Consider the following 24728-nt stretch of genomic DNA (forward strand, 5'->3'; position numbering starts at 1 on the left):
TATGACGGCTCGGAAAAAAGCAGAATCACTTACCTTTGAACAATCTATGCAGGAACTAGAAACACTAGTGACCAAAATGGAACAAGGCGATTTGCCTTTGGAAGACGCATTACAAAGCTTTGAGCGTGGTATTGTACTAGCCAGACACAGCCAACAAAAATTAAAAGATGCGGAACAAAAAGTACAAATTCTCACCACTGAAAATGGTCAGCCAACCTTAGATGTATTTGAACCTGATAATTAATGAATCTTTCCACCTTTCAAAAAATTAGTTGCGATAGAGTTAATTCGACTCTACTTGACACCATCAAAGTACTGCCTGGACACTCAGAAAGGCTCAAACATGCCATGGAATATGCATTACTGATAGGTGGCAAGAGAATGCGTCCTTTTTTAGTCTATGCCACTGGTGAAATGCTCTCAGTCCAGAAAAATGATCTCGATGGTCCTGCCGCTGCAATAGAAGCCATTCATGCTTATTCACTTATTCATGACGACTTACCCGCCATGGATAATGATGACCTCAGACGGGGACATCCAACCTGTCATATTAAATTTGATGAAGCCACCGCTATTTTAGCTGGTGACGCTCTACAAACACTAGCATTTGAAATATTGTGTGATTATCCACTTTCAAGTGAACTGGCAATTAAACGTATTGAATTAGTTAAAATTGTTAGTCAAGCAGCTGGTTATAATGGCATGTGTGGTGGTCAATCTATGGACTTGGCAGCAACTGACCAGAACATCACCCAACAAAGGTTAGAAGACCTACACAACAAAAAAACTGGTGCACTATTGGGGGCTTGCGTTGAGATGGCCATAACATTGGCTACAGATATTACCCCACAAAATCGGCAATATTTAATGCGTTTTGCCAGAACATTAGGGTTAGCCTTTCAAATTCAAGACGATATTTTAGATGTGGTCGGTGATTCAACAGTGCTTGGAAAACCACAAGGTTCTGATCAGGCTCAAAACAAAAGTACCTACCCAGCTATGTTAGGATTAGAGCAAGCACAAGCTTATCTTGATGATCTTCATCAACAAGCACTTCAAGCTTTGCACGCTTTGCCTTACAATACTAAGATGTTGGTGTCTTTTACCGACTTTGTTATCCACCGTACTTACTGAACATAGATGTACGTGTGATCGGATAAAATGAAATATAATTAGTTGATAATCATTAATGACCCTAGATATTGCTCACTACCCTATTCTCGCTCAAGCTGATACACCAGAACAGTTAAGAGAGTTATCACAAGATAAACTTCAGCAGCTGAGTATTGAATTGCGTCAATATTTGTTAACCAGTGTGAGCCAAAGTAGTGGACATTTTGCCTCTGGATTAGGCACAGTAGAGCTGACAGTAGCTTTACACTATGTATACAACACCCCTTTTGATCGCCTGTTATGGGATGTGGGCCATCAAGCCTATGCCCACAAGATTTTAACCGGTCGCCGTGAACGTATGCCAACCATCCGTAAAAAAGGTGGCTTACACCCTTTCCCATGGCCGCCAGAAAGTGAATATGACACATTTGCTGTAGGACATTCCTCTACTTCTATCAGTGCCGCTTTAGGCATGGCCGTAGCAGCTGAAAAAGAAGCGTTAGACCGCAAAGTTGTGGCAGTAATTGGTGACGGCGCTATGACCGCGGGTATGGCCTTTGAAGCGTTAAACCATGGCGGTGATATTAGTAAAGATTTATTAGTGGTGTTAAATGATAATGAAATGTCGATATCCGAAAATGTTGGCGCACTAAATAGTCATTTAGCCAGACTGTTAACAGGTAACTTTTTTAACTCTATCCGTGATGGGGGTAAAAAATTACTTAGCAGCGTACCCCCTATAAAAGAATTTGCCAGCCGTGCTGAAGAACATATAAAAGGTATGGTGGTTCCCGGAACTATTTTTGAAGAATTGGGATTTAAGTATATAGGACCTATAGATGGCCACGATGTGAATGGCCTAGTGGATACGCTTCGTAATATGCGTAACATCAAAGGTCCACAAATATTACATGTGGTGACCAAAAAAGGTAAAGGTTACGAATCAGCTGAACAAGACCCTATTAAATTTCATGCCGTACCCAAATTCAACCCAAAAGAGCAAGCACTACCTAAAGCAGCCCCCAGCAATCCAACTTTTTCAGCCATATTTGGTAATTGGTTATGTGATATGGCGGCGCAAGACTCTAAATTAATGGCCGTCACACCGGCTATGCGTGAGGGTTCTGGGATGGTCAAATTTTCCCAGCAATATCCATCACAATATTTTGATGTGGCGATTGCTGAGCAACACGCGGTCACCTTTGCTGCTGGTCTAGCCAAAGAAGGACTGAATGCAGTAGTAGCTATTTATTCAACCTTCTTGCAACGTGCCTACGACCAGCTTATCCATGATGTGGCAATACAAAACCTACCGGTTTTATTTGCTATAGACCGAGCAGGTTTAGTGGGTGCCGATGGCCCTACTCATCAAGGTGCATTTGATATTCCATTTTTACGCTGTATACCCAATATGGTGATCATGGTGCCAGCCGATGAAGACGAATGTCGTCAAATGTTATACACAGGTCACAAATTGCAAAAGCCAGCCACCGTAAGATACCCAAGAGGAGCATCTACTGGCGTGTCACCTAAACAAGAAATGACAGCGCTTAAGCTAGGTAAAAGTCGCACCATAATAGCCGGTGAAAAGGTCGCTATTCTTAACTTTGGTATTTTATTGCCCTACGCTCAACGAGTAGCAGAAGAAATCAATGCAACTGTCATTGATATGCGTTTTGTTAAACCTTTGGATACTGAGATAATTGACCAACTCGCGACAAACCATCATTTATTTGTGAGTATTGAAGATGGTGCGATTATTGGCGGTGCTGGCAGTGCTGTAGCAGAATATTTAATGTCTTCTAAACACACCAGTAAATTGTTGCAGCTGGGGCTACCTGATGAATTTATTATGCAAGGCACACAGCAAGAAATGTATGCAGAGCTGGGCTTAGATACACCAGGTATATTGGCTCGTATCGATGATTTTAATAATTAATTATTGAACCTATGTTTAGTATTTCTATTACAGATATTTCGTAACATAAAACATGCGCTGACGCTTACTAGGATCTTTGCCATTTTTCCCTAAACAAGCGTTTTTTGCTAAAACTTTAAACGTGGAAAATGCTGTGGCGGGGCTACCAAGGATGATTTAATTACTCGGGCCAGTATGATGACTGCTCTGTTAAGTATTCTTAGTCAATCCATGAAACTTTCTTATGTATTGATTAAATTTTTCTAGACGTATCATGTCAAGTATTATTCAGGTGGTGATTTAATGGAAGAGCAGTTTGCTTAGTGAATAAAGGGGAAAAAAGATAGGAATTAATTAATAGAAATAAGAAACTAAATTAAATACAAACCAAAATGTAGAATACCCAAAGCAAAAAAACCTGCCAACACATCGTCGATCATAATGCCAAAGCCGCCATGTACGTATTTATCTAAGTAACTGATTGGCCAAGGTTTCAGAATGTCAAAGAAACGAAATAGTACGAAACCAACCAGCAATGTTTGCCAACTCAAAGGAACTGCGAGCATAGTGATCAACATACCTGCGACTTCATCCCAAACAATAGAAGGATCGTCATGTACGCCCATGTCTTCCGCGGTTTTTCCACAGATCCAGATACCAGCCACACAGACTAATATTGTTACGAGCAAGTAAATAGAAAAATTGGCGTAATAAGATAACAGCACAACCACAGGCAAAGCGGCAAATGTCCCAATTGTACCAGGCATTTTTGAAGCCAAACCACTACCGAACCCTAATGCCAAAAAGTGTACGGGGTTAGTTAAACTAACACGGCGGCGTACTTGATTATCCACTGTTATGTCTCTCTTGAGTTGTATTCATTAATCCTAATTGAGGAATTAGAAGTGTTCATAACCTTTGCTGCTATATTCATAAGGCTTATCAGCTTGGCGTAACTCTAATTTACCTGCAGAGCCATTTAATTGACCGATATAGGTAGCATGAACATTAGCATTAGCTAAGGTTGTCTCTAAGTGGCCTTTTTGTTCTTCACTCACAGTGAATAATAACTCGTAATCATCGCCTGCACTTAAGGCATAATCCACTGCATCACTATAATTAACAGATTCTTTTAAGGCTTGTGACAAGGGTAACTTATCAACATGTATTGTAGCACCACACTGAGACGCATTGAGAATATGTTTGATGTCAGCCACAAAACCGTCGGATATATCAATACAAGCACTGGCAATACGCCTAAGACTAGTGCCAACCAATAACCGTGGAGTGGGGTAATTCAAACGATTAAGCAGAAACTCTTGGTTAGATTGATTTGTCACCACACACTTTTTTTGGGCTATATGTAAACCTAAGCCTGCATCACCCAATGTACCAGTAACATATACTGAATCACCTGGTTTAGCCTGACTTCTTGTTAGTGCTTGGTTAAAAGGCACAAATCCTTGCGCCGTGATGGTTATGGCTAGAGGCCCCTTAACTGTATCCCCGCCAATGAGTTGCACGGAGTAATATTCAGCGTGTTCTTGCAAGCCATTGGAAAAAGCCTGCAACCAATTTTCATCAACTGTTGGCATACTCAAAGATAAACTTATCCAAGCGGGTTCTGCACCCATGGCGGCCAAATCGCTTAAATTTACGGCCATGGCTTTTTGCGCTATCGCGTGGGCAGGCGTATCTGCTAAGAAATGCACGCCACTAATCAAAGTATCGGTGGTAGTGACTAATGCTTGTCCTTGGGGAATATGAGTAACAGCGCCATCATCACCAATACCAATTATTACGTCTTTACGCTGAACACTTTTTGCTTTGAAAAAGTATTCAATCACATTAAATTCTTTCATTAATACTAATTTTAGTTAAAGGAGATGAGAAAAAGTTGACCTCAACCTATTTGAAAGGATTAGGACAACTCATCTTTTCGCAGAGTTTTAACCGCTTTATCAAGCACACCATTAACGAATTTATGGCTTTCTTCTGCACCAAAAGATTTAGCTAACTCAATGGCTTCATTGATAACAACCTTATAAGGGACATCAATTCTAGCAACAAGTTCGTAGGTGGCAATTCTAAGAATCGCTTTTTCTACTGGATCTAGCTCCTCAGGCAGGCGCCCAAGGTAAGGTTTCATCTTTTTGTCTAATTCTGCACAGTCTTTTACCACTGCTCGTAATAATTCCAAAAAGTACTCAGTATCGACTTTTTTCATATCGTTACTGGTGACGATACTAAGCTCTATTTGTTCAACAGGGTTTTTGCTCATTTGCCAAGAATAAACCGCTTGTACTGCAAATTCTCTGGCTAGACGGCGAGCTTTAGGTTTCAACTATTTAGCCTCTTCAATGTTGGCTAATACATTTACCATTTCTAGAGCACTAATTGCAGCTTCTGCGCCTTTGTTGCCGGCTTTAGTGCCAGAACGTTCGATAGCTTGTTCGATGCTATCAGTAGTGATTACGCCAAAAGAAACAGGAATACCATGATCATAAGAGACTTGTGCTAAACCCTTATTACATTCGCCAGCGACAAACTCAAAGTGAGGTGTACCACCACGTATAACTGCGCCCAAAGCAATAATGGCATCATACTTGTTTTGTTCAGCAAGTTTTTTTGCTGCAATAGGTAGCTCGTAAGCACCCGGCACACGCACTAAAGTAATATCTTGTTCGTTTACTTCACCATGCCGCTCAAGGGCATCTAGAGCACCATCAACAAGGCTCTCAACAACAAATCCGTTGAAACGAGAGACTACAAGAGCAAACTTTTTGCCTGTTGCGCGAATGTTACCTTCAATAATATTCATCTATAAACCTTACTGGAAAAATCGGCGCGCAGTTTAGCACATCCGTATTGGGAAATATTGTGAAATTTAAGTCTTAGATTTCTACGTATTCAATCACTTCCAAACCATAGCCAGACAAGGCATGGTACTTTTTGAGTTTGCTCATCAAACGCATTTTTTTAACACCTAAGCTGGCTAAGATTTGACTTCCAATGCCAACCGTTCTGGATGAACCCGTCCATGGAGCATTAGCAGGTTTCTCGCCATTATCTTCGGCTTCAAACTGTTTCACCTGAGTCAGTAAGTCTTCATCTTTGCCTAGCAAAACTAAAACACCACCATGATCAGCAATATATTTAATAGCTTGCGGCAAACCCATGCTTCGTGAAATAGCCCGCTGAGAACCTAATAAATCACTGAAGCTATTGAGTAAGTGAACTCTCACTAAAGCAGGTACGTCGCTGTTAATCTCACCTTTACACATAGCAAAATGTACTTGGTTATCAATCACATCTTTGAAGGTAACTAAGTCAAATTCACCGTATTCAGTAGGAAGTTTACACTTAGCGACTTGTTGAATTGTGGTTTCATTCAAATTTCGATATTCGATTAAATCTGCAATAGTGCCAATTTTCATATCATGTTTGGCTGCGAAGACCTCCAGCTCTGGACGTCTGGCCATGCTACCGTCTTCGTTGAGTATTTCAACAATAACCGATGCAGGTTCACAACCGGCTAATCGTGCCAAGTCTATACCCGCTTCAGTATGCCCTGCACGGTTTAATACCCCTCCCTCTTTACCAATTAAAGGAAAAATATGCCCTGGCTGCACAATGTTGCTGGGTTCCGCATTTTTTGCCACCGCTGCCAAAATAGTTTTGGCTCTGTCTGAAGCAGAAATCCCTGTAGTAACACCTTCTGCAGCTTCAATTGACACAGTAAAATTAGTTGAAAACTGGGCGCTATTATCATCTACCATTAAGGGTAAATTAAGGGATTGGCAGCGCTGTGCAGTCATGGGTAAGCAAACTAATCCACGAGCATGAGTCACCATAAAATTAATCGCTTCGGGGGTAACATGCTCAGCGGCCATAATGAGGTCGCCTTCGTTTTCCCTATCTTCATCGTCCATTAAGATAACCATTTTACCTAGGCGGATATCTTCGATTATTTCTTCACTGTTATTTAATGGCATAGTTTCTTGTCTTCTTTTAAATTTTTTTGAGGGCATCACTCTCGTTATTGAGGCCAACATATCTGGGCAACCCTACTTTACTTCAAATAGCCGTTTTCTGCTAAAAACGCCATACTAATGACTTTTTTATCATCATCACTTGAATAATTGGCTGCCTTGTCACTTAACATCAATCTCTCAATAACGTGATTCATGGTCAGGATAATACGGTAATGACAATCACAATGGTTTAATGTTTAAATAATGCAGTCATTTTTATATCATCGCCTACTTGCCTAATATCGGCCCAAGTGAGGCCTACCACCTCATCCATTACTTCAATTGTCATAGTATCAAACAAGTTTTGTCCTATACCCCCTATTAGTTTGGGCGCTTGATATAAAATCAATTCATCAATCAGTTTATTTTGCAGTAACGCACCCGCAAGTTTCGCGCCCGCTTCAACCCATATGTTATTTAGCTGCATCTCACCTAACTTGGCAATGACCTTCTCTAAGTCTAACTTATTGCCGTTAAAAGGCGCTTGCCATTGACTCACATGTTGTTCAAATGGGTGTTCATTGAGTTTGCCGTTAACAAGCAAAATATTACCCGCAAGATTGTTTTCAATAGGTTGTAGGCAACTTAACGATGGCGGCAACTGATTACGCCCATCCAATAGGACCCGCAAAGGTTGACGTAAGTCTCCTTGCGCTAACACATCATCAGCTAAGTGTAGTTCAGAATAACGCACATTTAACATAGGGTTATCAGCTATTACTGTGCCAGAACCCGATAAAATGGCACAGCTCTTGGCACGATGCCTTTGCACATCCTGCCTTGCCAGTGAACCAGTGATCCATTGACTTAAACCGTTTGCTAAAGCTGTTTTACCATCTAAACTTGCCGCCAGTTTAACTGTTACCCAAGGTTTTCCAGTACGCATACGTTTTATAAAACCACGGTTAAGTTGTTCAGCTCCAGCTTGTAACAGACCATGCTCAGTTTTGATCCCCGCGTCTTGTAGCTTGATTAAACCTTTTCCAGATACCAATGGATTAGGATCAACCATAGCCGCTATAACCCTAGTAACACCTGCCCGGACTAATGCATCTGTGCAAGGTGGCGTTCTACCATAATGATTGCAAGGCTCAAGCGTCACATAGGCAGTAGCACCTTTGGCTGGGGCGCCTTTTAAAGAAATAGCCACTTGTTCTAGAGCATGTACTTCTGCATGGGGCGTTCCCGCCTTTTTATGCCAGCCTTCCCCCAGAATGACACCTTTGCCATCACTGATAACACAACCCACATTAGGATTAGGAGCAGTGGTATATTCGCCTCGTTTAGCTAATTGAATAGCACGGGCCATCATTTGATGATCTGTTTTAGAAAATTGAATCACGGGTTACCAATCAATAAAAAGAGTAAAAATAGACAATCACCTGAGCAGAATTTAGTCACCCAACCGCGCAATCTCTTCTCCAAATTCTCGAATATCTTCAAACGAACGATACACAGACGCAAAACGCACATAAGCAACTTTATCTAGTTCTTTCAATGCATCCATAATCAAATTACCGAGAAATTCACTACTGACTTCCCGCTCACCTGTGGCACGTAACGAAGATTTCAGACGACTAATGCATTGCTCTACTTGTTCTGTGCTGACAGGGCGCTTTTCTAACGCACGCTGCAAACCAGCCCGCAACTTCTCTTCATGAAAAGGTTCACGAGAACCATCACGTTTGACTATTCGAGGCATCACCAATTCTGCCATCTCAAATGTCGTAAAACGTTCTTTACATACTGTGCACTCTCTTCTGCGTCTCACTTGGCTGCCATCAGCCACCAAACGGGAATCGATTACTTTAGTTTCTTGTACAGAACAAAATGGGCAAAACATAAATAGTTTCAAATTTTGGTAGTGAATAAGACTAAATTAACAAAATTCCACTGCCAGTCATACTACAAGAAATAAAAAGCAATAAAAAAGCCGACTTTTGTCGGCTTTTTTATATCAATCTATTCCTAAAATCATTGAAATTGCACAGCGGCAAATGAAACAGACCCCATGAACTTAATTCACTAAGTGATTGGGGCGAATGAATGCAGCCAACAAACGCACAATTTCAAGGATGAAGGGTATATGTTTTAGGCATAAACAGGGAACTGCTCACACAATGCAACCACTTCACCCTTAACACGCTCAATCACAGATTCATCATTAATATTATCCAATACATCACAAATCCAATTGGCCACTTGTTTAGCTTGCTTTTCTTTAAAACCACGACGAGTAATAGCTGGGGAGCCAAGACGTAATCCACTGGTGACAAAAGGTGAACGCGGATCATTTGGCACTGAGTTTTTATTAACAGTGATATTAGCATTACCTAAGGCAGCATCTGCATCTTTACCTGTGTATTCTTTGCCAATTAAGTCCAATAAGAATAAATGGTTATCTGTACCACCCGACACAACTTTATGCCCACGCTCTTGTATCACCGCGGCCATTACTTTAGCATTAAGAACGACTTGCTGCTGATACACTTTAAACTCTGGCTCTAATGCTTCTTTAAAAGCAACGGCTTTAGCAGCGATCACATGGCACAATGGACCACCTTGATTACCAGGAAACACTGAACTATTCAGTTTTTTGTAAATAGCTTCATCACCACAGGCAGATAAAATCAACCCGCCACGAGGACCAGCCAATGTTTTATGGGTAGTCGTAGTTACCACATGGGCATGTGGAAGGGGACTAGGATATATACCTGCAGCAACTAAACCAGCAACGTGAGCCATATCCACTAACAAATAGGCACCTACTTCATCAGCAATTTCGCGGAACTTCTGCCAATCAACTATGCCTGAGTAAGCTGAGAAACCAGCGATAATCATTTTAGGTTTATGTTCAAGTGCCAATGCTTTAACTTGCGCCATATCAATTTCACCCGTTTCAGGGTGTAAGCCATACTGCACAGCGTTATAGGTTTTTCCTGAAAAATTAACATGTGAACCATGAGTCAAGTGACCACCGTGGGCCAAACTCATCCCTAATACTGTATCACCTGCATTTATCAATGCCATAAACACAGCAGTGTTAGCTTGTGAACCAGCATGTGGCTGAACATTGGCATAATCGCAACCAAACAATTGTTTTGCCCGTTCAATGGCTAAATCTTCCGCAATATCTACATATTCACAACCGCCGTAATAACGTTTGTGTGGATAACCTTCTGCATACTTATTGGTTAATTGAGAACCTTGAGCTTCTAGAACACGTGGGCTGCAATAGTTTTCAGAAGCTATCAGCTCAATGTGATGCTCCTGACGTTGGTTTTCATTTTGAATTGCTTGGAACAATTCTGGGTCAAAATCAGCAATATTCATATCACGTGTTAGCATCACTTTTCCTCAACATAATCAGTAATTAAGATTTGGGCAATCACACCCTAAATAAACAGGGCACAGTTTAGTTATTTTAAACAATTTGTATAGGGGTATTGTGGTATGAGAAACAACCAAAAGTTGTAACGCTTTTTGCACACAATTCACTCATTAGTTACAGCGCTTCAACCGAGGTCGGAAAGTGCACCCCAATTTGCTTGCGGATATCATCCATCACATTAAGCACGCCTATGCTGTCACGATGTGACATCAAATCACTGCACTGCATGTTTTGTTCAATACACTCCATACTTTTTTCAATTTGATATTCAAATCCGTTAACCGGATGAGGAATATCAATATTTTGCATTAACTTGTCATCCCTATAGATTGAAGCGGTATTAGTGTCCCAAAAACATGCGGGTAATTTTACGTATCCTTCTGTTCCTACTATTCTCATGGTATTGCTTGTTTGAGATAACATAGAACACGTAAATTGCGCATAACGTCCAGAAGGATAATGCATATTTGCTAGTACGTGCCCGTCAACATTTTGATCAGTTAATTGTCCCATAGCGTCAACTTTATCAGGGTGTTCTTGAAGAAAAAATTGACTAACAGTAATACTGTATATGCCTAAATCCAGAAGTGAGCCACCAGCAAGCTCAGCCTTAAGCAACCGGCTTTTTTCTCTATTTTGAAATGCAAAACCAATCTCTGACTGAATATATTGAATATCGCCTATTATACCTTCGTTTAACAGTTGCCTTAGTTTTGATAAACAAGGCATAAAACGGCTCCACAGAGCCTCCTGTAAAAGTAAGTTTTTGCTTTGAGCAAGCTCAACTAACGCTTGCATTTGCTTAGCATTCACTGTGCAAGGTTTCTCGACTAATACGTGTTTCCCAGCTTCCAGGCACATTTTTGCTTGTTGGTAGTGAAAGTTGTGAGGAGTGGCAATATAAATTATGTCGATTTCGGGATCGGCTATCATTTGCTCATAATCTGAGTATGTTTTTTCGATGTGGTAAGTGTTGGCAAAATCGACAGCTCGTTCTGTTGAACGGCTGGCGACTGCCAAAACTTTACCTTTTTTAGACGTCGTAATTGCTTTTGCAAATGTATTAGCAATATTTCCAGGACCTATGACGCCCCAATTAAAGCTTTGCATATTTTACCTTGTGAACAGCCAAACATCATAAAATACTACGATAGACGACGATAAATCACATCAATTATTCATAAAATCGACACTAAAAAAACACAATACCTTTTACCCTGCCCTTGCTCTGAATTACACTACTGGCAAATTAACTCAATAAAGACAGTTATGGCTCAATACGTTTACAGCATGCTTCGTGTCGGTAAAGTGGTTCCACCCGGCAAACATATCTTAAAGAATATTTCCCTTAGCTTTTTCCCCGGTGCAAAAATAGGCGTATTAGGTCTTAACGGCTCAGGTAAATCCACGTTACTGAAAATTATGGCTGGTATAGATACTGACATTGAAGGTGAGGCGATCCCTCAAACTGGATTAAAAATTGGCTATTTACCCCAAGAACCTCAACTAGACGAAAGCAAAGATGTGCGTGGTAACATAGAGGAAGCAATGGCTGATGTAGCACATGCTCTTAAACGTATTGATGAAGTATATGCCGCCTATGCTGAAGAAAACGCTGACTTTGATGCCTTAGCGAAAGAGCAAGGTGAGCTAGAAGCTATTATCCAAAGTAAAGATGGTCATAATCTCGAAAACACCTTGGAACGCGCAGCTGATGCTTTACGTCTTCCACCTTGGGATGCCGACGTTAGCAAACTTTCAGGGGGGGAACGCCGCCGCGTTGCTTTGTGTAAGTTGCTACTCGAAAAACCTGAAATGTTATTACTCGACGAACCGACTAACCACTTAGATGCAGAGTCAGTGGCTTGGTTGGAACGTTTCTTACATGACTATGAAGGCACAGTGGTCGCTATTACCCATGATAGATATTTCCTCGATAACGTAGCGGGCTGGATATTAGAGCTTGACCGTGGTCAAGGTATTCCTTGGGAAGGCAACTATTCATCTTGGTTAGAACAAAAAGACGCACGATTACAGCAAGAAGAAAAAACCGAAAGCGCCAGACAAAAATCTATTAAAACTGAACTAGAGTGGGTACGTTCAAACGCAAAAGGTCGCCAATCAAAAAGTAAAGCACGTATGGCTAGGTTTGAAGAACTCAATACAGGTGATTACCAAAAACGTAATGAAACCAATGAGTTATTTATCCCACCCGGTGAACGTTTAGGTGACAAGGTGATTGAAGTGACTGGCCTCAAAAAATCCTATGGTGACCGAGTATTAATTGACGACCTCACGTTCAAAATACCAAAAGGAGCCATTGTTGGAATAGTCGGCCCTAACGGAGCCGGTAAATCAACTTTATTCAAAATGCTCAGCGGCGAAGAACAACCCGATGCCGGTAAAATTGATGTAGGTGTATCAGTACAATTAGCCAGTGTCGATCAGTTCCGCGACCAGACAAACGGTGACAATACGGTTTATAAAGAAATTTCTGATGATTCAGATATTATCCGCATTGGAAACTTTGAACTAAACAGCCGCGCATACTGTGGACGGTTTAATTTTAAAGGCTCAGATCAACAAAAATTTATGAAAAACTTGTCGGGTGGTGAACGTAACCGTGTGCATTTAGCTAAATTGTTAAAAGCCGGCGGCAACGTATTGCTTTTAGATGAGCCCACCAATGACTTGGATGTTGAAACGTTACGCGCCCTAGAAAATGCCATTTTGGAGTTCCCAGGATGCGCCATGGTAATTTCTCATGACAGGTGGTTCTTAGACAGAATAGCCACCCACATTATGGATTATCGCGACGAAGGTAAAATCATCTTTCATGAAGGCAATTACACCGAGTATGCAGCATGGTTGAAAGCCACTTATGGAACAGATGTGGTTGAGCCTCATAGATTAAAATATAAGAAGATTAGTAAATAACATTACAGGGCGTTTTAGCGCCCTTTTACTAAACAAAACCTCAGGCAATTTCAATATTGATACCGCATACATCACTTTTATAGCAGTTGCCTGATTTTTAATGGTAAGTGAGCGACATTTCAACTCAATTTTAAAATGTCGTGAAAGACGGATATATTTCATTAGCAATATGTAGGTTTGCATAATTGCCACATGCCTCTACCTATTCAATGTTTTAGTTCTAATCAAAAACTCTTTGCCTGCGTTTTTACTAATAATGTATTCGCTAATGATTCTGATACTTGGCAGTCAACTTTTTATCTAATTTATTTGAGATTGATTAAGCAACTCCTCACCACTGTGCAATGATGTGTCGATATAAAACAATGATTGCTACAAACAAAAACTCCAAACACCCTTACATAATTTGTATAAAAATTCTAAAAGAAACGGTTGAAAATCATTAGTAAATACCATTTATGCTGCCGGCCTAATAAACTTAATTACAGTATTTATTATAACTAAAACATTCAGTCTCAGCTAAATCAGATTGACTCGAGCGCCTCTGACAACCTTGAGACACCTATAATCTCGATACCAGGAACACGTTGTTTTGGCACATTGGCTTTAGGCACTACAGCCCGTTTAAAACCATGTTTAGCGGCTTCACTGATTCGTTCTGAACCATTAGGGACAGGTCTTATCTCTCCTGACAAGCCTACCTCACCAAAAGCAATTAACTCTTTATCTAACACCTTATTTTGAAAGCTCGAAACTATGGCCAACAACAACGCCAAATCAGCGCTGGTTTCATTCACTTTTACGCCGCCAACGACATTTGCAAACACATCTTGATCGTTCATTTGAACATTGCCATGTCGGTGTAATACAGCTAATAACATGGCCAATCGGTTTTGATCCAGCCCGACTGCAACCCGTCTTGGATTGGCCATTTGTGAATAATCTACTAAAGCCTGAATTTCCACTAACAATGGGCGAGTACCCTCCCACACCACCATGACTATGCTACCAGGTGATTGCTGGTCGTCACGACTCAGAAAAATGGCTGAGGGGTTACTTACTTCTCTTAAGCCTTTTTCGGTCATGGCAAAAACACCTAGCTCATTCACAGCACCAAAGCGGTTTTTTTGGCTCCTTAAAGTGCGATATCTGCTATCGCTCTCACCTTCAAGCATCATTGAACAATCAATACAATGCTCTAACACTTTGGGACCTGCCAAACTGCCATCTTTGGTTACATGGCCAACTAAAAACATAGCGATATGATGCTGTTTAGCAAACCTAGTTAAATAGGCGGCGCTTTCGCGCACTTGTGAGACACTCCCGGGAGCTGACTGAACATCAGGCACCTGCATAACCTGAATAGAATCAATCACCATCAATTCTGGTTTGTGCTGTAAAGCGAGTTCACAAATCACTTCTATATTGGTCTCGGCTAGCAATTTTAATTTGTCATTAGGTAGTCCAAGTCGCTGGGCCCGCATTGCAACTTGTTGCAATGACTCCTCACCCGTTACATATAGCGCGTTTTTATTGTTCGCCATTTGACACATAACTTGCAGCAACATGGTACTTTTACCCGCGCCAGGTGAGCCGCCTATTAATATGGCCGACCCCGGCACGATCCCTCCGCCTAAGACCCTATCAAGCTCTTTGTAACCAGATTCAAATCGAGGTAATGCTTGTAAATCAATGTTAGCTAAAGACTCAACCTTGGCTTGAGTTTGGCCTGAATAACCACCTGTATTTCGACCACTTGAATTGCTAGTCGAAGACACAACAAATTCAGTGATAGAATTCCATGTGTTGCAGTCGTTACATTGTCCTTGCCAACGAGGATATTCAGCTCCACAATCAGAGCATACATAAGCAGTTTTGCGTTTAGCCATATTGATAATTATCTTTTATTGTTTTGAATTGATATTCACTATGCGATTGAAGTATATCAGGGCAACATATCCTAAAATTCAAAGTTTTAAGGATATTGTCAATAACTGTTACATCACTTGCTAAGCCCCATAATATTAACGATGAATTTGCTCTGAATTCATGAACCAATATTCAGAAGAATACCACGACATCATTGAAGAACTTAAGCCTATGATCAACGAGCCTGAATTTAATAAGGTATTGGATCAGGTTGCTTCAGCAATTTTAAAGCAAAAACGTTTTTTGTTGAAAATGGAATTGATACGCCTAGCTTGTCCTTGTATCCGTTTAATAGACTTACCCAGTTTAGTAGAAAGCAACTTTAGGCTGAATGAACATCAAGGCAAATACACTTTTTAGATGAGATTGCCACTGAAACCTTTGAATGCCAAATCAGTATTTTTGGCGAATACACCCTCGGTGTTTATGAAGCGGTCACTAAAACTGAAAATAATTTTTGAGTGATATATAAAAAAACAGCAATAGTCGAAAATAACATAAAACAAATCAGCAGAAGTCAAACCTAAAGCTAAAATTTCCAAGCCAAAATCACCCTGAGTCTTCCACAATTTCAATCTGTCACTTAAAAGTTCGAGTTGTCATATTTACCTTATGTGGTTAAAAATGTGTCTGTCGATGTTTGAGCTTAATTAAAACAATCGTTTGCCTGTATTCCAGGGAAAACTCCATGCTAATGGTTGATTGGCTATTTTATTTGGCTTATACCTGTTTTACTCAAGGCATAAATCTGGCATCGTTGTTCATAGGTCAGTTGTTTATATGTTTTCATTGTTGCATCTCTTGCCGGAGAAAAAGCGATTAGCATATATTCAGCTGAATGCTTTTTCTACCTGACCTAGTTATACACTTATTATTTGAATCCAAGCCTAGTAATCGCCCAAAATTCGCGAATTATTTATTGCCTTTAATCCCAGCAAAGAATTAATTGCTCAAGCTTTACAAAATGGACAATTTATTGCTGTAAAACTGTTTGCTGGCACGCACCGGCAGACCCAACTTTGAGACCATACAATCAGAGCTCAACTTCGTGAGCGTTTTCGCTGTGCACAAAACCAAGTTATTGGAAGAACGACTATGGAATGTATCGGCGATGGGCGATATTGTTGAAGTGACTGAGGAGATATTAAGACGCATTGAGTTTGTTGAAAGTGCTGTCCCCACCGCCCCATAAAATAAAAAAAGTAGAGATTTAGCAATTGCTTAAAGCCTGATGAAAGACGTCATCTATATGGTCAATGGCAATACCTTAAACACACCGAATAATCGCAAGTAGTATCTTGAGTTAAGTCTGCCCCGCTTCCAACACCCATAGCAAAGTGTCTAAATCACTATGGCGAATCGCAATGTCTGCTTGTTGACGTACTATAGGTTTTGCATGTAATGCTACGCCTAAAGCTGCTGAGTTCATCATGAGCAAGTCATTAGCCCCATCGCCCATAGCGATAGTTTGATTAGGCGAAATAGACCATTTTTTGGCTAGGTTTTTAAGGGTTTGCGCTTTGACATTGGCATCCACAATATTGCCTTGCACTTTGCCCGTCAGTTTTTTGTTCTGTATCGCCAAATCATTCGCAACGGCAGCATCAAGTTCGAGCTGGTCTTGCAGGTGATCAGCAAAGTAACTAAAACCACCTGAAGCAATCGCTACTTTCCAACCGTAAGATTTTAATATCTTAACTAAATTCGCCACACCGGGCATAAGTGGTAAAGCATCTCGCACTTGTTGTAAAATCGATTCATCCGCATCGGCTAAACAAGCAACTCGGGTCCGTAAGCTTTGTACAAAGTCCAATTTTCCTTGCATGGCAAGTATAGTCACTGCCGACACTTGTTCACCAACACCAGCAAGTTCAGCAAGTTCATCAATGCATTCAACGGCGATGACAGTGCTGTCCATATCCATCAATAACAATCCCGGTTCTTTTAAAGAAGGGGTTTTTTCAACTAAACATAATTCAACACTAAAACGCTTAGCCACATCTTCTAATTGTTTATTTATGTTATCTTGGGTCTTCAAGGCAACCTGAGCACAAACAGCAAAGCCACTGACACCTTCAACTGTAATCACACGATAAAACACTAAGCTTAAGACGTTGACTAATGCTTGGAGCACTTGCGTTAATTGCTGCAAATTTAGGCCCTCTGTAAAAATAACTAATTTACTGAGGTTTGACTTAGCAGGAGATAAAATGGGCTCAGAGATATCTGGTTTTGCCCCCCCTAACATTTTATGGGTACGTAAAGTGTCACCAGTCAAAGTGAAATCGCTTAAGCCATGTTGGTAAATCAAGTCACTTAAATACAAATGGGACAACAAATCTTTATTAGCAATTTTTATTTCAAACACTGTTGGGTAACCATAAAAATAAAAGTAACGCATGGTATCCAATGACATAACAGAATGCTATTAAGCCGTGCAACAACCCTTATGCCAGTTTTAGTTAGGTTATATCTATTGAATAAACGGTTAGTTTCAGCAACCATGAAAATACTCAATCTTATTAAGTCACAACACACTATTCGTTTATGTTCATAAATATCCAACCTATTGGCAAAATCCATACGCCTTATAAAGAAAAGTTTGCCATTCCTCGTCAACCCGGTTTGGCAAAAAGTGCACAAGGAAAAATCATCTTTTTAGAGGAGTTTAACTATCCCAATTATCTGCGAGGCATTGAGCAATTTAGTCATCTATGGCTACTGTTTCATTTTCACCAAACGGCTGATAAAGGCCATTCTCCCTTAGTACGCCCTCCGCGCTTAGGAGGTAATCAGAAGCTAGGGGTGTTTGCCACCCGCAGTACTTTCCGGCCCAACGGTATTGGCATGTCTGTGGTTGAGTTTGTGGCAGTGTGTTATCGAGATAAGCAACTTACCCTCACCGTAAAAGGTGTAGATTTATTAGACGGCACACCTATTGTAGATATCAAACCTTATATACCTTACGCTGATAGTATTCCACTGGCGTCTGCCGGCATGGCGCAGAATAGTCCTGCAATGATGGCTGTCAATTTTACCGAAGAAGCCCATAGACAATTAAATAAACTTGAACCGCGTTATCCAGCACTAGGATCACTTATTCGAGAAGTGCTCAGCCAAGATCCTCGCCCTGCCTACCACAAAGATTCCCATTCAGATAAAACCTATGGCATGACCTTGTTCGATCTCAACATTCAATGGCAAGTGATTAATCAGCAAAATGTGGTGCTAACAATCCAAATAATTTAACTCCGTCACATTCACAACTAATGGCTTTAACCAAGATTACTGTTAGAATAGAAGCCGCTTTTTACTTCAAAACCAGAGACTTTATCGTTCATGCGCACTAGCCAATATTTATTATCCACGCAAAAAGAAACCCCAGCCGACGCAGAAGTCATTAGCCATCAGTTAATGTTACGTGCAGGTATGGTTAGAAAATTAGCTGCGGGCTTGTATACTTGGTTACCCTCAGGCTTACGCGTGCTCAATAAAGTAGCCGATATAGTGCGTGATGAAATGAACAAAGCGGGGTCGATAGAAATATTAATGCCTGTGGTTCAACCTGCTGATCTATGGCAAGAATCAGGCCGCTGGGAAGAGTACGGACCTGAATTATTGCGAATAAAAGACAGACACTCACGTGACTTTGTATTAGGACCAACTCATGAAGAAGTGATTACCTCATTAGTCAAAAACGAAGTCAACAGCTACAAGCAATTGCCGCTTAACCTGTATCAAGTGCAAACGAAGTTCAGAGACGAAATTCGCCCAAGATTTGGCATTATGCGTAGCCGAGAATTCACCATGAAAGACGCCTATTCATTTCACCTTGAGCAGAGCTGCTTAGAAACAACCTATCAAAATATGTATCAAGCCTACTGCAACATTTTTGAGCGTATTGGATTAGATTACCGTGCGGTAATCGCCGACAATGGTTCAATTGGGGGCAGTGCGTCTCATGAATTTCATGTATTGGCAGGATCAGGCGAAGATGATATAGCTTTTAGTAATGGCTCTGATTATGCTGCAAACATTGAAATGGCTAGTGCTTTAGTGCCGACGGGTGAATGCCCAAAAGGTATTCAAAACTTACAAAAAGTTGCCACTCCAGGACAAAAGACTATCGATGCTGTTTCAGTATTTTTAAATGTGCCAGCTAAGCAATCGGTTAAAACACTGATTGTGTTAGCTGAGCCAGACGAAAAAGGCAAACAAGGGCTAGTGGCACTAGTGTTGCGTGGTGATCACCAACTTAACGAAGTCAAAGCAGAAAAGCTATCAGGCATATTTGCTCCACTTACCATGGCAAGTGAACAACAAATAGAAGATACACTAAACTGTACCATCGGCTCACTTGGACCAGTTAGCATCAACATTCCAGTGATAGTGGATGTCAGCGCCGCTCATTTAGCAGACTTTGTTTGTGGTGCTAACGAGACTGGCTTTCATTATACAGGCGTTAACTGGACAAAAGACACAGCTAAGTTTGAAGTTGCAGATATTCGTAATGTGATAGCAGGTGATGCATCGCCTGACGGAAAAGGCACGTTAGAGGTAAAGCGGGGAATCGAAGTAGGCCACATTTTCCAGCTAGGTAATAAATATTCTAAAGCGATGAACTGTGGTGTGCTGGACGAAAACGGCAAACATAAAATACTCAGCATGGGTTGTTACGGCATAGGTGTATCACGCATAGTAGCTGCAGCAATAGAGCAAAATCATGATAAATATGGGATCATCTGGCCTGACGCCATTACACCTTTTAGAGTGGCTATTGTTCCGATGAATATGCATAAGTCACAACGTATTAAAGATACTGCCGAGTCTTTGTATACACAATTAACTGAAGCCGGTGTTGAAGTATTATTTGATGACAGAAAAGAACGCCCTGGCGTCATGTTCAATGATATGGAGCTTGTTGGTATACCTCACACCATAGTGATTGGTGAACGTAACCTTGACGAAAATAAAGTAGAAGTGAAAAATCGTCGTAGTGGTGAGAAAAAGCTTATTGAAGTTGAGCAATTAGTCGAATTTATTGAGCACTTATAAGTTATTAATAAACATGGAAAACGACATTTTAAAAACTTATATTCGTACATACCTCTGATAATAATTTTATACTAAATTAGTTTATTTTTAGTGGTAAGGTCTATTCTTTAGATATTCGCAGCATATTAAGAGCTCATCTAATGCAAGTGACCTTCTTCGGTGTACGAGGATCCTGCCCGGCTCCCGGCTCTGATTTTATCAAATACGGCGGTAATACCGCTTGTGTGCATGTTTGTTTAGACGACGGCACTGATATTATTTTAGACGCAGGCACAGGCATTAAAAATCTTGGTCAAAAGCTGATTAAACAAAATAACGATATTCATTTATTACTCACCCACAATCACTGGGATCATATCCAAGGTTTTCCTTTTTTTGCGCCCATTTATCAACCCCAACGTAAGATCTTTATTACACCAGGTCAGATAACCGTCGACGCAGATCACGCCATTCTAGAACAAATGAGTGGCAGTTACTTCCCTGTAGATTACAAAAAATTGCCATCAGACATTCAGATTATACCCCAGCCGAAAGAGGTCCCACAATGGAAAATTGGTGAAGCTAAAATCAGTCGGTTAGCTATGAACCACCCTGGAAGCGGCAGCTCGTTTTGCATAGAAGCCGATGGCAAAAAGGTTGCCTACATAACTGACAACGAGCTTTATCCACCGTACAATAAAAACACTGATTTTTTAGACTGGGTTGAGTTTAGCCGTGATTCAGATTTGATTATTCATGATGCACAATACATGAGTGCAGACATGCCAGCAAAGTCAGGCTGGGGTCATTCAGCAGCAGAAGAAGCAGTAAAACTGGCCATAGATAGTCGAACAAAACGTATGGCGTTATATAGTCACGATCACATTCGCACAGATGATGAAATTGCCGAGATTGAGAGTCAATGCCAAGAGATAATTAAAATATGTGGCGCTGACTTAGAAATTTTTGCCGCAGCGGAGGGTTTAACAATTACATTATAAGTAACAAGGTCTTATCAGAAGGTAATCAAAATGCGTCGTTGTCAGGCGATGGAGAGAGCCACACATCATCGATACCTTTCCATTGCGAATTTAATCCTGCGACTAAGGTTTACCTTTGTCCATAGGCTACTGTCACTCAGAAAGTGAAATAAACCTAAAAGGTTCCCCCTGTAATAGCTTATTCAACCATTTTCGCCATTGATGCAGAGCATTCATCTAGGGCAAAAAAAGTGCTGATAATGAGTGTTGAAAAAACAAAAATCGGTTTCATGTCATGGATTGATTCTGCAAAGGCATCGCTCCTGCGCTTCGTCTGCTAGACATCATTTATTGCCAGCACGCTAAAATTCAATTTTGAGTGTCTTACATACATAAACGAAATAATCGTGCATATGACTCACAAAGAACCGTAAAAAAACAGCTAAACACTTTCATCGCATCCCGTTGACAATGAAATATTGCTATGGAGTTTAGATTTATACAGTAAAGTAGATAATAGCATATAAAATTATCTTCCGTTAGAAGGGGGCATTAATCTAAACATAATTTAGCTTTTTATATTTTGAATTAATTTAAGTTCGCAATCGAAGTTATTAAAATTTATAGATTGGCAGTCTTAATTAATTTTTGTAGCAAAAAAAGATGTATGTAAATTATTTAAGGTTGCCAGAAATAGTCTAACCACCATTCTATTTCTGGCACTCAAATTCAGAGCATTTCATGCCAGCATAGGTAAATATAAAGAGCATCGGATAGGAGCTGCACTTAGCAGTTTTTCCCATTTTATTAAATGGATAAAGTTGGATTCCATATCCACATTAAGCTAGTGTTTATTAGGTGAAGGGTCAGTCGAGAAGTCATTACAAATCTTGGTCAATTCAAAAAAAGCGTCTGGATTCGGACGCCAATATGTATTCCTTAAAGATTGATTTAACTTTATCACATACAACATTTTATTTTTTAAGCAGTGAAAAAACTTGAACCTGTAGTCAAAAAGTATTTTGGAGTAAAAATTATTAAATATCAGCGATGTTAGAGTTTTTTTGAAAAAGAGGAATGGTTAAGCTAAGTCGGGAGAAGTCAAAAATACATGTACATGTTAATTTAGAGTTGGTGAGCCCACATAAAATAAAAGTAAGTTTTAAATTATGAAATTCAACCAATATTTACAAAGCAAAAGGCCTGTCCAATAGTGATTGACATCCTAAAAAATCTGCCCATAAAGCAAAAAATACTTGCTTTATCCTTGTTGACCAGTGCCATGCTGCTGTTCGCTACTTCAGTTACGTTCTTGGTAGGTGAATATATATCAAAGCGTGAATCGCTGTTTGAGTCCAGTACAACCTTGGTCAATGTATTCTCCATTAATAGTACTGCTGCAGTTATGTTTAACGATAAAGATGCCGCACAGGCGTTACTATTGGCCTTGGCTGTTGATCCTAAAGTGATTTCAGCACAAATTTACCTCAAAGATATGACGTTACTTGCCCATTATTCGAACCCAACCGTTAATAAAAACGTCACTCTATTGCCAAATACCAAACAAGATAAAATAGTAATGAGCGGCAAGTTTCAATCTATAGTGGAAAATAAGCAAACCACTAAAGAACTACAAAAGGACTATCTTGCTGTAAGCAGTCCAATTATTATCGAAGACCAAGTGCTGGGAGTCATGAGTATTCAAATAGACTTAACCCCATTGAATAAAAGTGTTTTAAAAAAGGGTGGGATTGCAATAATATTTTTATTCCTTGTATTCATCTTGATTTATTTCATGTCAAAATACTTACAAAAATTAATCAGTGACCCAATAGATAGTTTATCCGAAGCGATGAAAAAGGTGTCTACTTGCGGTGATTACTCTCACCGTGTTGAAAGGGTTGCAAATAATGAGTTGGGTATTTTAAGCGATGGCTTCAACAATATGTTGGAACAAATTCAAGGTCGTGATGAAAAACTAGACGTTACGCTGCAAGAGCTAAAATTAGCCAAGAACACGGCTGAAGCTGCAACAAAGCTAAAATCAGATTTCCTAGCCAATATGAGTCATGAAATACGTACCCCGATGAACGGTGTATTAGGCATGACAACGCTATTACTTCGAACCGTTCTAAACGCTAAACAACGCCAGTTCGCAGAGACAATTAATGTGTCCACCCATTCGTTACTGGCAATTATTAATGACATATTGGATTTTTCTAAAATCGAATCCGGGGCATTAAGTATTGAGTTAATCGATGTTTCTTTCACTAATTGTTTGTATTTATCCAAAAATTTATTATTAGAAAGTGCAGAAAAAAAAGGCTTGAAATTAACTTATCATATCGCTGAAGACGTACCTTCTAGTGTTAAGGCAGACGAGGGGCGAATTAGACAAATATTGATAAACTTGATCGGTAATGCTATCAAATTTACTCATTCGGGGAAGGTCAATGTAAATGTTTTAGTGGAGAATAAAAATACCACAATAGTGACCTTATTAGTTGAGGTAAGCGATACGGGTATTGGTATTGCTCCTTCGAAACAAAAAACGATATTTGATAATTTTTCCCAAGCAGATAGTTCTACCACACGTCGGTTTGGCGGTTCTGGGTTAGGATTGACTATCTCCCAGAAATTGGTTGAATTGATGGGAGGAGAAATCGGGGTTGACAGTGAGGAAGGTAAAGGGTCTCGATTCTGGTTTCGCCTACCTCTGCAAATATCGACTAACAAAGGTCAGCCATATTTCGATAGCCATGAAACGTCATTAGAGCAAAAATCGGACGCTGAAGAGGTGTCTGAAGATAAAGAACAAAAATATAATGCCTGTGTATTGGTTGCTGAAGACAATTTAATTAATCAGCTTGTTATTGAAGAGGTATTAGATGTATTTGCTTGCAAATCAATTATTGTGAATAACGGTATACTTGCATTAGAGCAATTTAGAAAACACAAAATAGACCTGATATTTATGGATATTCAAATGCCTGAAATGGGAGGCATTGAAGCAACGTCAGAAATACGTAATTTTGAATCAAGTACCGATTTTGATACCCATGTGCCAATTGTCGCGTTAACGGCTAATACAATGGAGGGAGACAGAGAAAAATATCTAGCTTCAGGGATGGATGATTATTTAAGCAAACCGATTGATATGAGTGATTTTTCGGTGATACTACAAAGGTGGCTAAGCCATCTCAAGTTATAGAATGTAATTGTCTCTATGTGTTCTAAACTAACAGAGATATACAACTTGAAAAAAAACTAATTAAGTTTCTAGGTAACATGTTATCGATAATTACCATTTAGCTATTGACCTATAATGTTACTTCGATTGGTTGTTTATCCTTGATGATTATCAAGTTGCCTCAGTAAACTAATTCCAGGAT

21 protein-coding genes are annotated in these 24728 nt (G+C 40.0%); 10 read left to right on the plus strand and 11 right to left on the minus strand.

Annotated elements, in window-relative coordinates:
• The first annotated feature begins 1 nt into the window (after nucleotide 1).
• From xseB to dxs, 3 genes are read left to right on the plus strand one after another with little or no spacing between them, the layout of a single operon-like run.
• The gene (gene xseB, locus Q0Y52_RS16140; protein WP_297823544.1) at nucleotides 2-244 is read left to right on the plus strand and encodes an exodeoxyribonuclease VII small subunit; all 243 of its coding nucleotides are present in this window, start codon (nucleotides 2-4) and stop codon (nucleotides 242-244) included.
• Nucleotides 244-1134 (plus strand): (2E,6E)-farnesyl diphosphate synthase, encoded by an 891-nt coding sequence (ispA, locus tag Q0Y52_RS16145; RefSeq protein WP_297823410.1) that lies wholly within the window; start codon nucleotides 244-246, stop codon nucleotides 1132-1134. The genes xseB and ispA overlap by 1 nt, the downstream gene beginning before the upstream one ends.
• A gap of 55 nt (nucleotides 1135-1189) precedes the next feature.
• Nucleotides 1190-3052 (plus strand): 1-deoxy-D-xylulose-5-phosphate synthase, encoded by a 1863-nt coding sequence (gene dxs / locus Q0Y52_RS16150; protein ID WP_297823412.1) that lies wholly within the window; start codon nucleotides 1190-1192, stop codon nucleotides 3050-3052.
• Nucleotides 3053-3402: 350 nt separating this feature from the next.
• Here the strand turns inward: dxs and Q0Y52_RS16155 are convergent, their stop codons facing one another.
• The 9 genes from Q0Y52_RS16155 to Q0Y52_RS16200 all read right to left on the minus strand — a co-directional run bounded on the left by Q0Y52_RS16155 (nucleotide 3403) and on the right by Q0Y52_RS16200 (nucleotide 11566).
• Nucleotides 3403-3885, minus strand: coding sequence for a phosphatidylglycerophosphatase A (locus tag Q0Y52_RS16155; RefSeq protein WP_297823414.1), 483 nt, complete (start codon nucleotides 3883-3885; stop codon nucleotides 3403-3405).
• Nucleotides 3886-3930: 45 nt separating this feature from the next.
• Nucleotides 3931-4893: a thiamine-phosphate kinase gene (gene thiL, locus Q0Y52_RS16160; RefSeq protein WP_297823416.1), complete on the minus strand. Its 963-nt coding sequence runs from the start codon at nucleotides 4891-4893 to the stop codon at nucleotides 3931-3933.
• 59 nt (nucleotides 4894-4952) lie between these two features.
• Nucleotides 4953-5375, minus strand: a complete 423-nt coding sequence (nusB, locus tag Q0Y52_RS16165; RefSeq protein ID WP_271864090.1) for a transcription antitermination factor NusB — start codon at nucleotides 5373-5375, stop codon at nucleotides 4953-4955.
• Complete coding sequence (gene ribE, locus Q0Y52_RS16170; RefSeq protein WP_007642230.1) at nucleotides 5376-5852, minus strand: 6,7-dimethyl-8-ribityllumazine synthase; 477 nt, start codon at nucleotides 5850-5852, stop codon at nucleotides 5376-5378. It abuts the gene before it with no gap.
• 73 nt (nucleotides 5853-5925) lie between these two features.
• Nucleotides 5926-7026, minus strand: coding sequence for a bifunctional 3,4-dihydroxy-2-butanone-4-phosphate synthase/GTP cyclohydrolase II (ribBA, locus tag Q0Y52_RS16175; RefSeq protein ID WP_297823546.1), 1101 nt, complete (start codon nucleotides 7024-7026; stop codon nucleotides 5926-5928).
• Nucleotides 7027-7255: 229 nt separating this feature from the next.
• Nucleotides 7256-8407: a bifunctional diaminohydroxyphosphoribosylaminopyrimidine deaminase/5-amino-6-(5-phosphoribosylamino)uracil reductase RibD gene (ribD, locus tag Q0Y52_RS16185; RefSeq protein WP_297823421.1), complete on the minus strand. Its 1152-nt coding sequence runs from the start codon at nucleotides 8405-8407 to the stop codon at nucleotides 7256-7258.
• A 51-nt stretch (nucleotides 8408-8458) separates the two neighbouring features.
• Nucleotides 8459-8908, minus strand: coding sequence for a transcriptional regulator NrdR (gene nrdR, locus Q0Y52_RS16190; protein ID WP_297823423.1), 450 nt, complete (start codon nucleotides 8906-8908; stop codon nucleotides 8459-8461).
• Between the two features lie 248 nt (nucleotides 8909-9156).
• Nucleotides 9157-10413, minus strand: coding sequence for a serine hydroxymethyltransferase (gene glyA / locus Q0Y52_RS16195; protein WP_297823425.1), 1257 nt, complete (start codon nucleotides 10411-10413; stop codon nucleotides 9157-9159).
• A gap of 157 nt (nucleotides 10414-10570) precedes the next feature.
• Nucleotides 10571-11566: a Gfo/Idh/MocA family oxidoreductase gene (locus Q0Y52_RS16200; protein ID WP_297823427.1), complete on the minus strand. Its 996-nt coding sequence runs from the start codon at nucleotides 11564-11566 to the stop codon at nucleotides 10571-10573.
• Between the two features lie 159 nt (nucleotides 11567-11725).
• Between Q0Y52_RS16200 and ettA the strand changes: the two genes are divergently transcribed.
• Nucleotides 11726-13393 carry an energy-dependent translational throttle protein EttA gene (gene ettA / locus Q0Y52_RS16205; protein WP_297823429.1) on the plus strand — a complete coding sequence of 556 codons (1668 nt, stop codon included), beginning with the start codon at nucleotides 11726-11728 and terminating at the stop codon, nucleotides 13391-13393.
• Between the two features lie 524 nt (nucleotides 13394-13917).
• Here ettA and radA read toward each other — a convergent pair.
• On the minus strand, nucleotides 13918-15282 hold the full coding sequence (gene radA, locus Q0Y52_RS16210; RefSeq protein WP_297823431.1) for a DNA repair protein RadA: 1365 nt from the start codon (nucleotides 15280-15282) through the stop codon (nucleotides 13918-13920).
• Between the two features lie 160 nt (nucleotides 15283-15442).
• Between radA and Q0Y52_RS16215 the strand changes: the two genes are divergently transcribed.
• Nucleotides 15443-15682, plus strand: coding sequence for a hypothetical protein (locus Q0Y52_RS16215; protein ID WP_297823433.1), 240 nt, complete (start codon nucleotides 15443-15445; stop codon nucleotides 15680-15682).
• A 688-nt stretch (nucleotides 15683-16370) separates the two neighbouring features.
• Nucleotides 16371-16514, plus strand: coding sequence for a hypothetical protein (locus Q0Y52_RS16220; RefSeq protein ID WP_297823434.1), 144 nt, complete (start codon nucleotides 16371-16373; stop codon nucleotides 16512-16514).
• 111 nt (nucleotides 16515-16625) lie between these two features.
• On the opposite strand, the gene serB is transcribed toward Q0Y52_RS16220, so the two are convergent.
• The gene (gene serB / locus Q0Y52_RS16225) at nucleotides 16626-17690 is read right to left on the minus strand and encodes a phosphoserine phosphatase SerB (RefSeq protein ID WP_297823548.1); all 1065 of its coding nucleotides are present in this window, start codon (nucleotides 17688-17690) and stop codon (nucleotides 16626-16628) included.
• Between the two features lie 179 nt (nucleotides 17691-17869).
• Between serB and tsaA the strand changes: the two genes are divergently transcribed.
• The 4 genes from tsaA (at nucleotide 17870) to Q0Y52_RS16245 (ending at nucleotide 24547) form a co-directional block, all read left to right on the plus strand.
• Nucleotides 17870-18571, plus strand: coding sequence for a tRNA (N6-threonylcarbamoyladenosine(37)-N6)-methyltransferase TrmO (gene tsaA, locus Q0Y52_RS16230; protein WP_297823436.1), 702 nt, complete (start codon nucleotides 17870-17872; stop codon nucleotides 18569-18571).
• Between the two features lie 90 nt (nucleotides 18572-18661).
• Nucleotides 18662-20377: a proline--tRNA ligase gene (locus Q0Y52_RS16235; protein ID WP_297823438.1), complete on the plus strand. Its 1716-nt coding sequence runs from the start codon at nucleotides 18662-18664 to the stop codon at nucleotides 20375-20377.
• A gap of 140 nt (nucleotides 20378-20517) precedes the next feature.
• The gene (locus tag Q0Y52_RS16240; protein ID WP_297823440.1) at nucleotides 20518-21357 is read left to right on the plus strand and encodes an MBL fold metallo-hydrolase; all 840 of its coding nucleotides are present in this window, start codon (nucleotides 20518-20520) and stop codon (nucleotides 21355-21357) included.
• A 1192-nt stretch (nucleotides 21358-22549) separates the two neighbouring features.
• Nucleotides 22550-24547, plus strand: a complete 1998-nt coding sequence (locus Q0Y52_RS16245) for an ATP-binding protein (protein ID WP_297823442.1) — start codon at nucleotides 22550-22552, stop codon at nucleotides 24545-24547.
• The last annotated feature ends 181 nt before the right edge of the window (nucleotides 24548-24728 follow it).

This window comes from uncultured Paraglaciecola sp. (assembly GCF_943787955.1).
Taxonomy (GTDB): Bacteria; Pseudomonadota; Gammaproteobacteria; order Enterobacterales; family Alteromonadaceae; genus Paraglaciecola.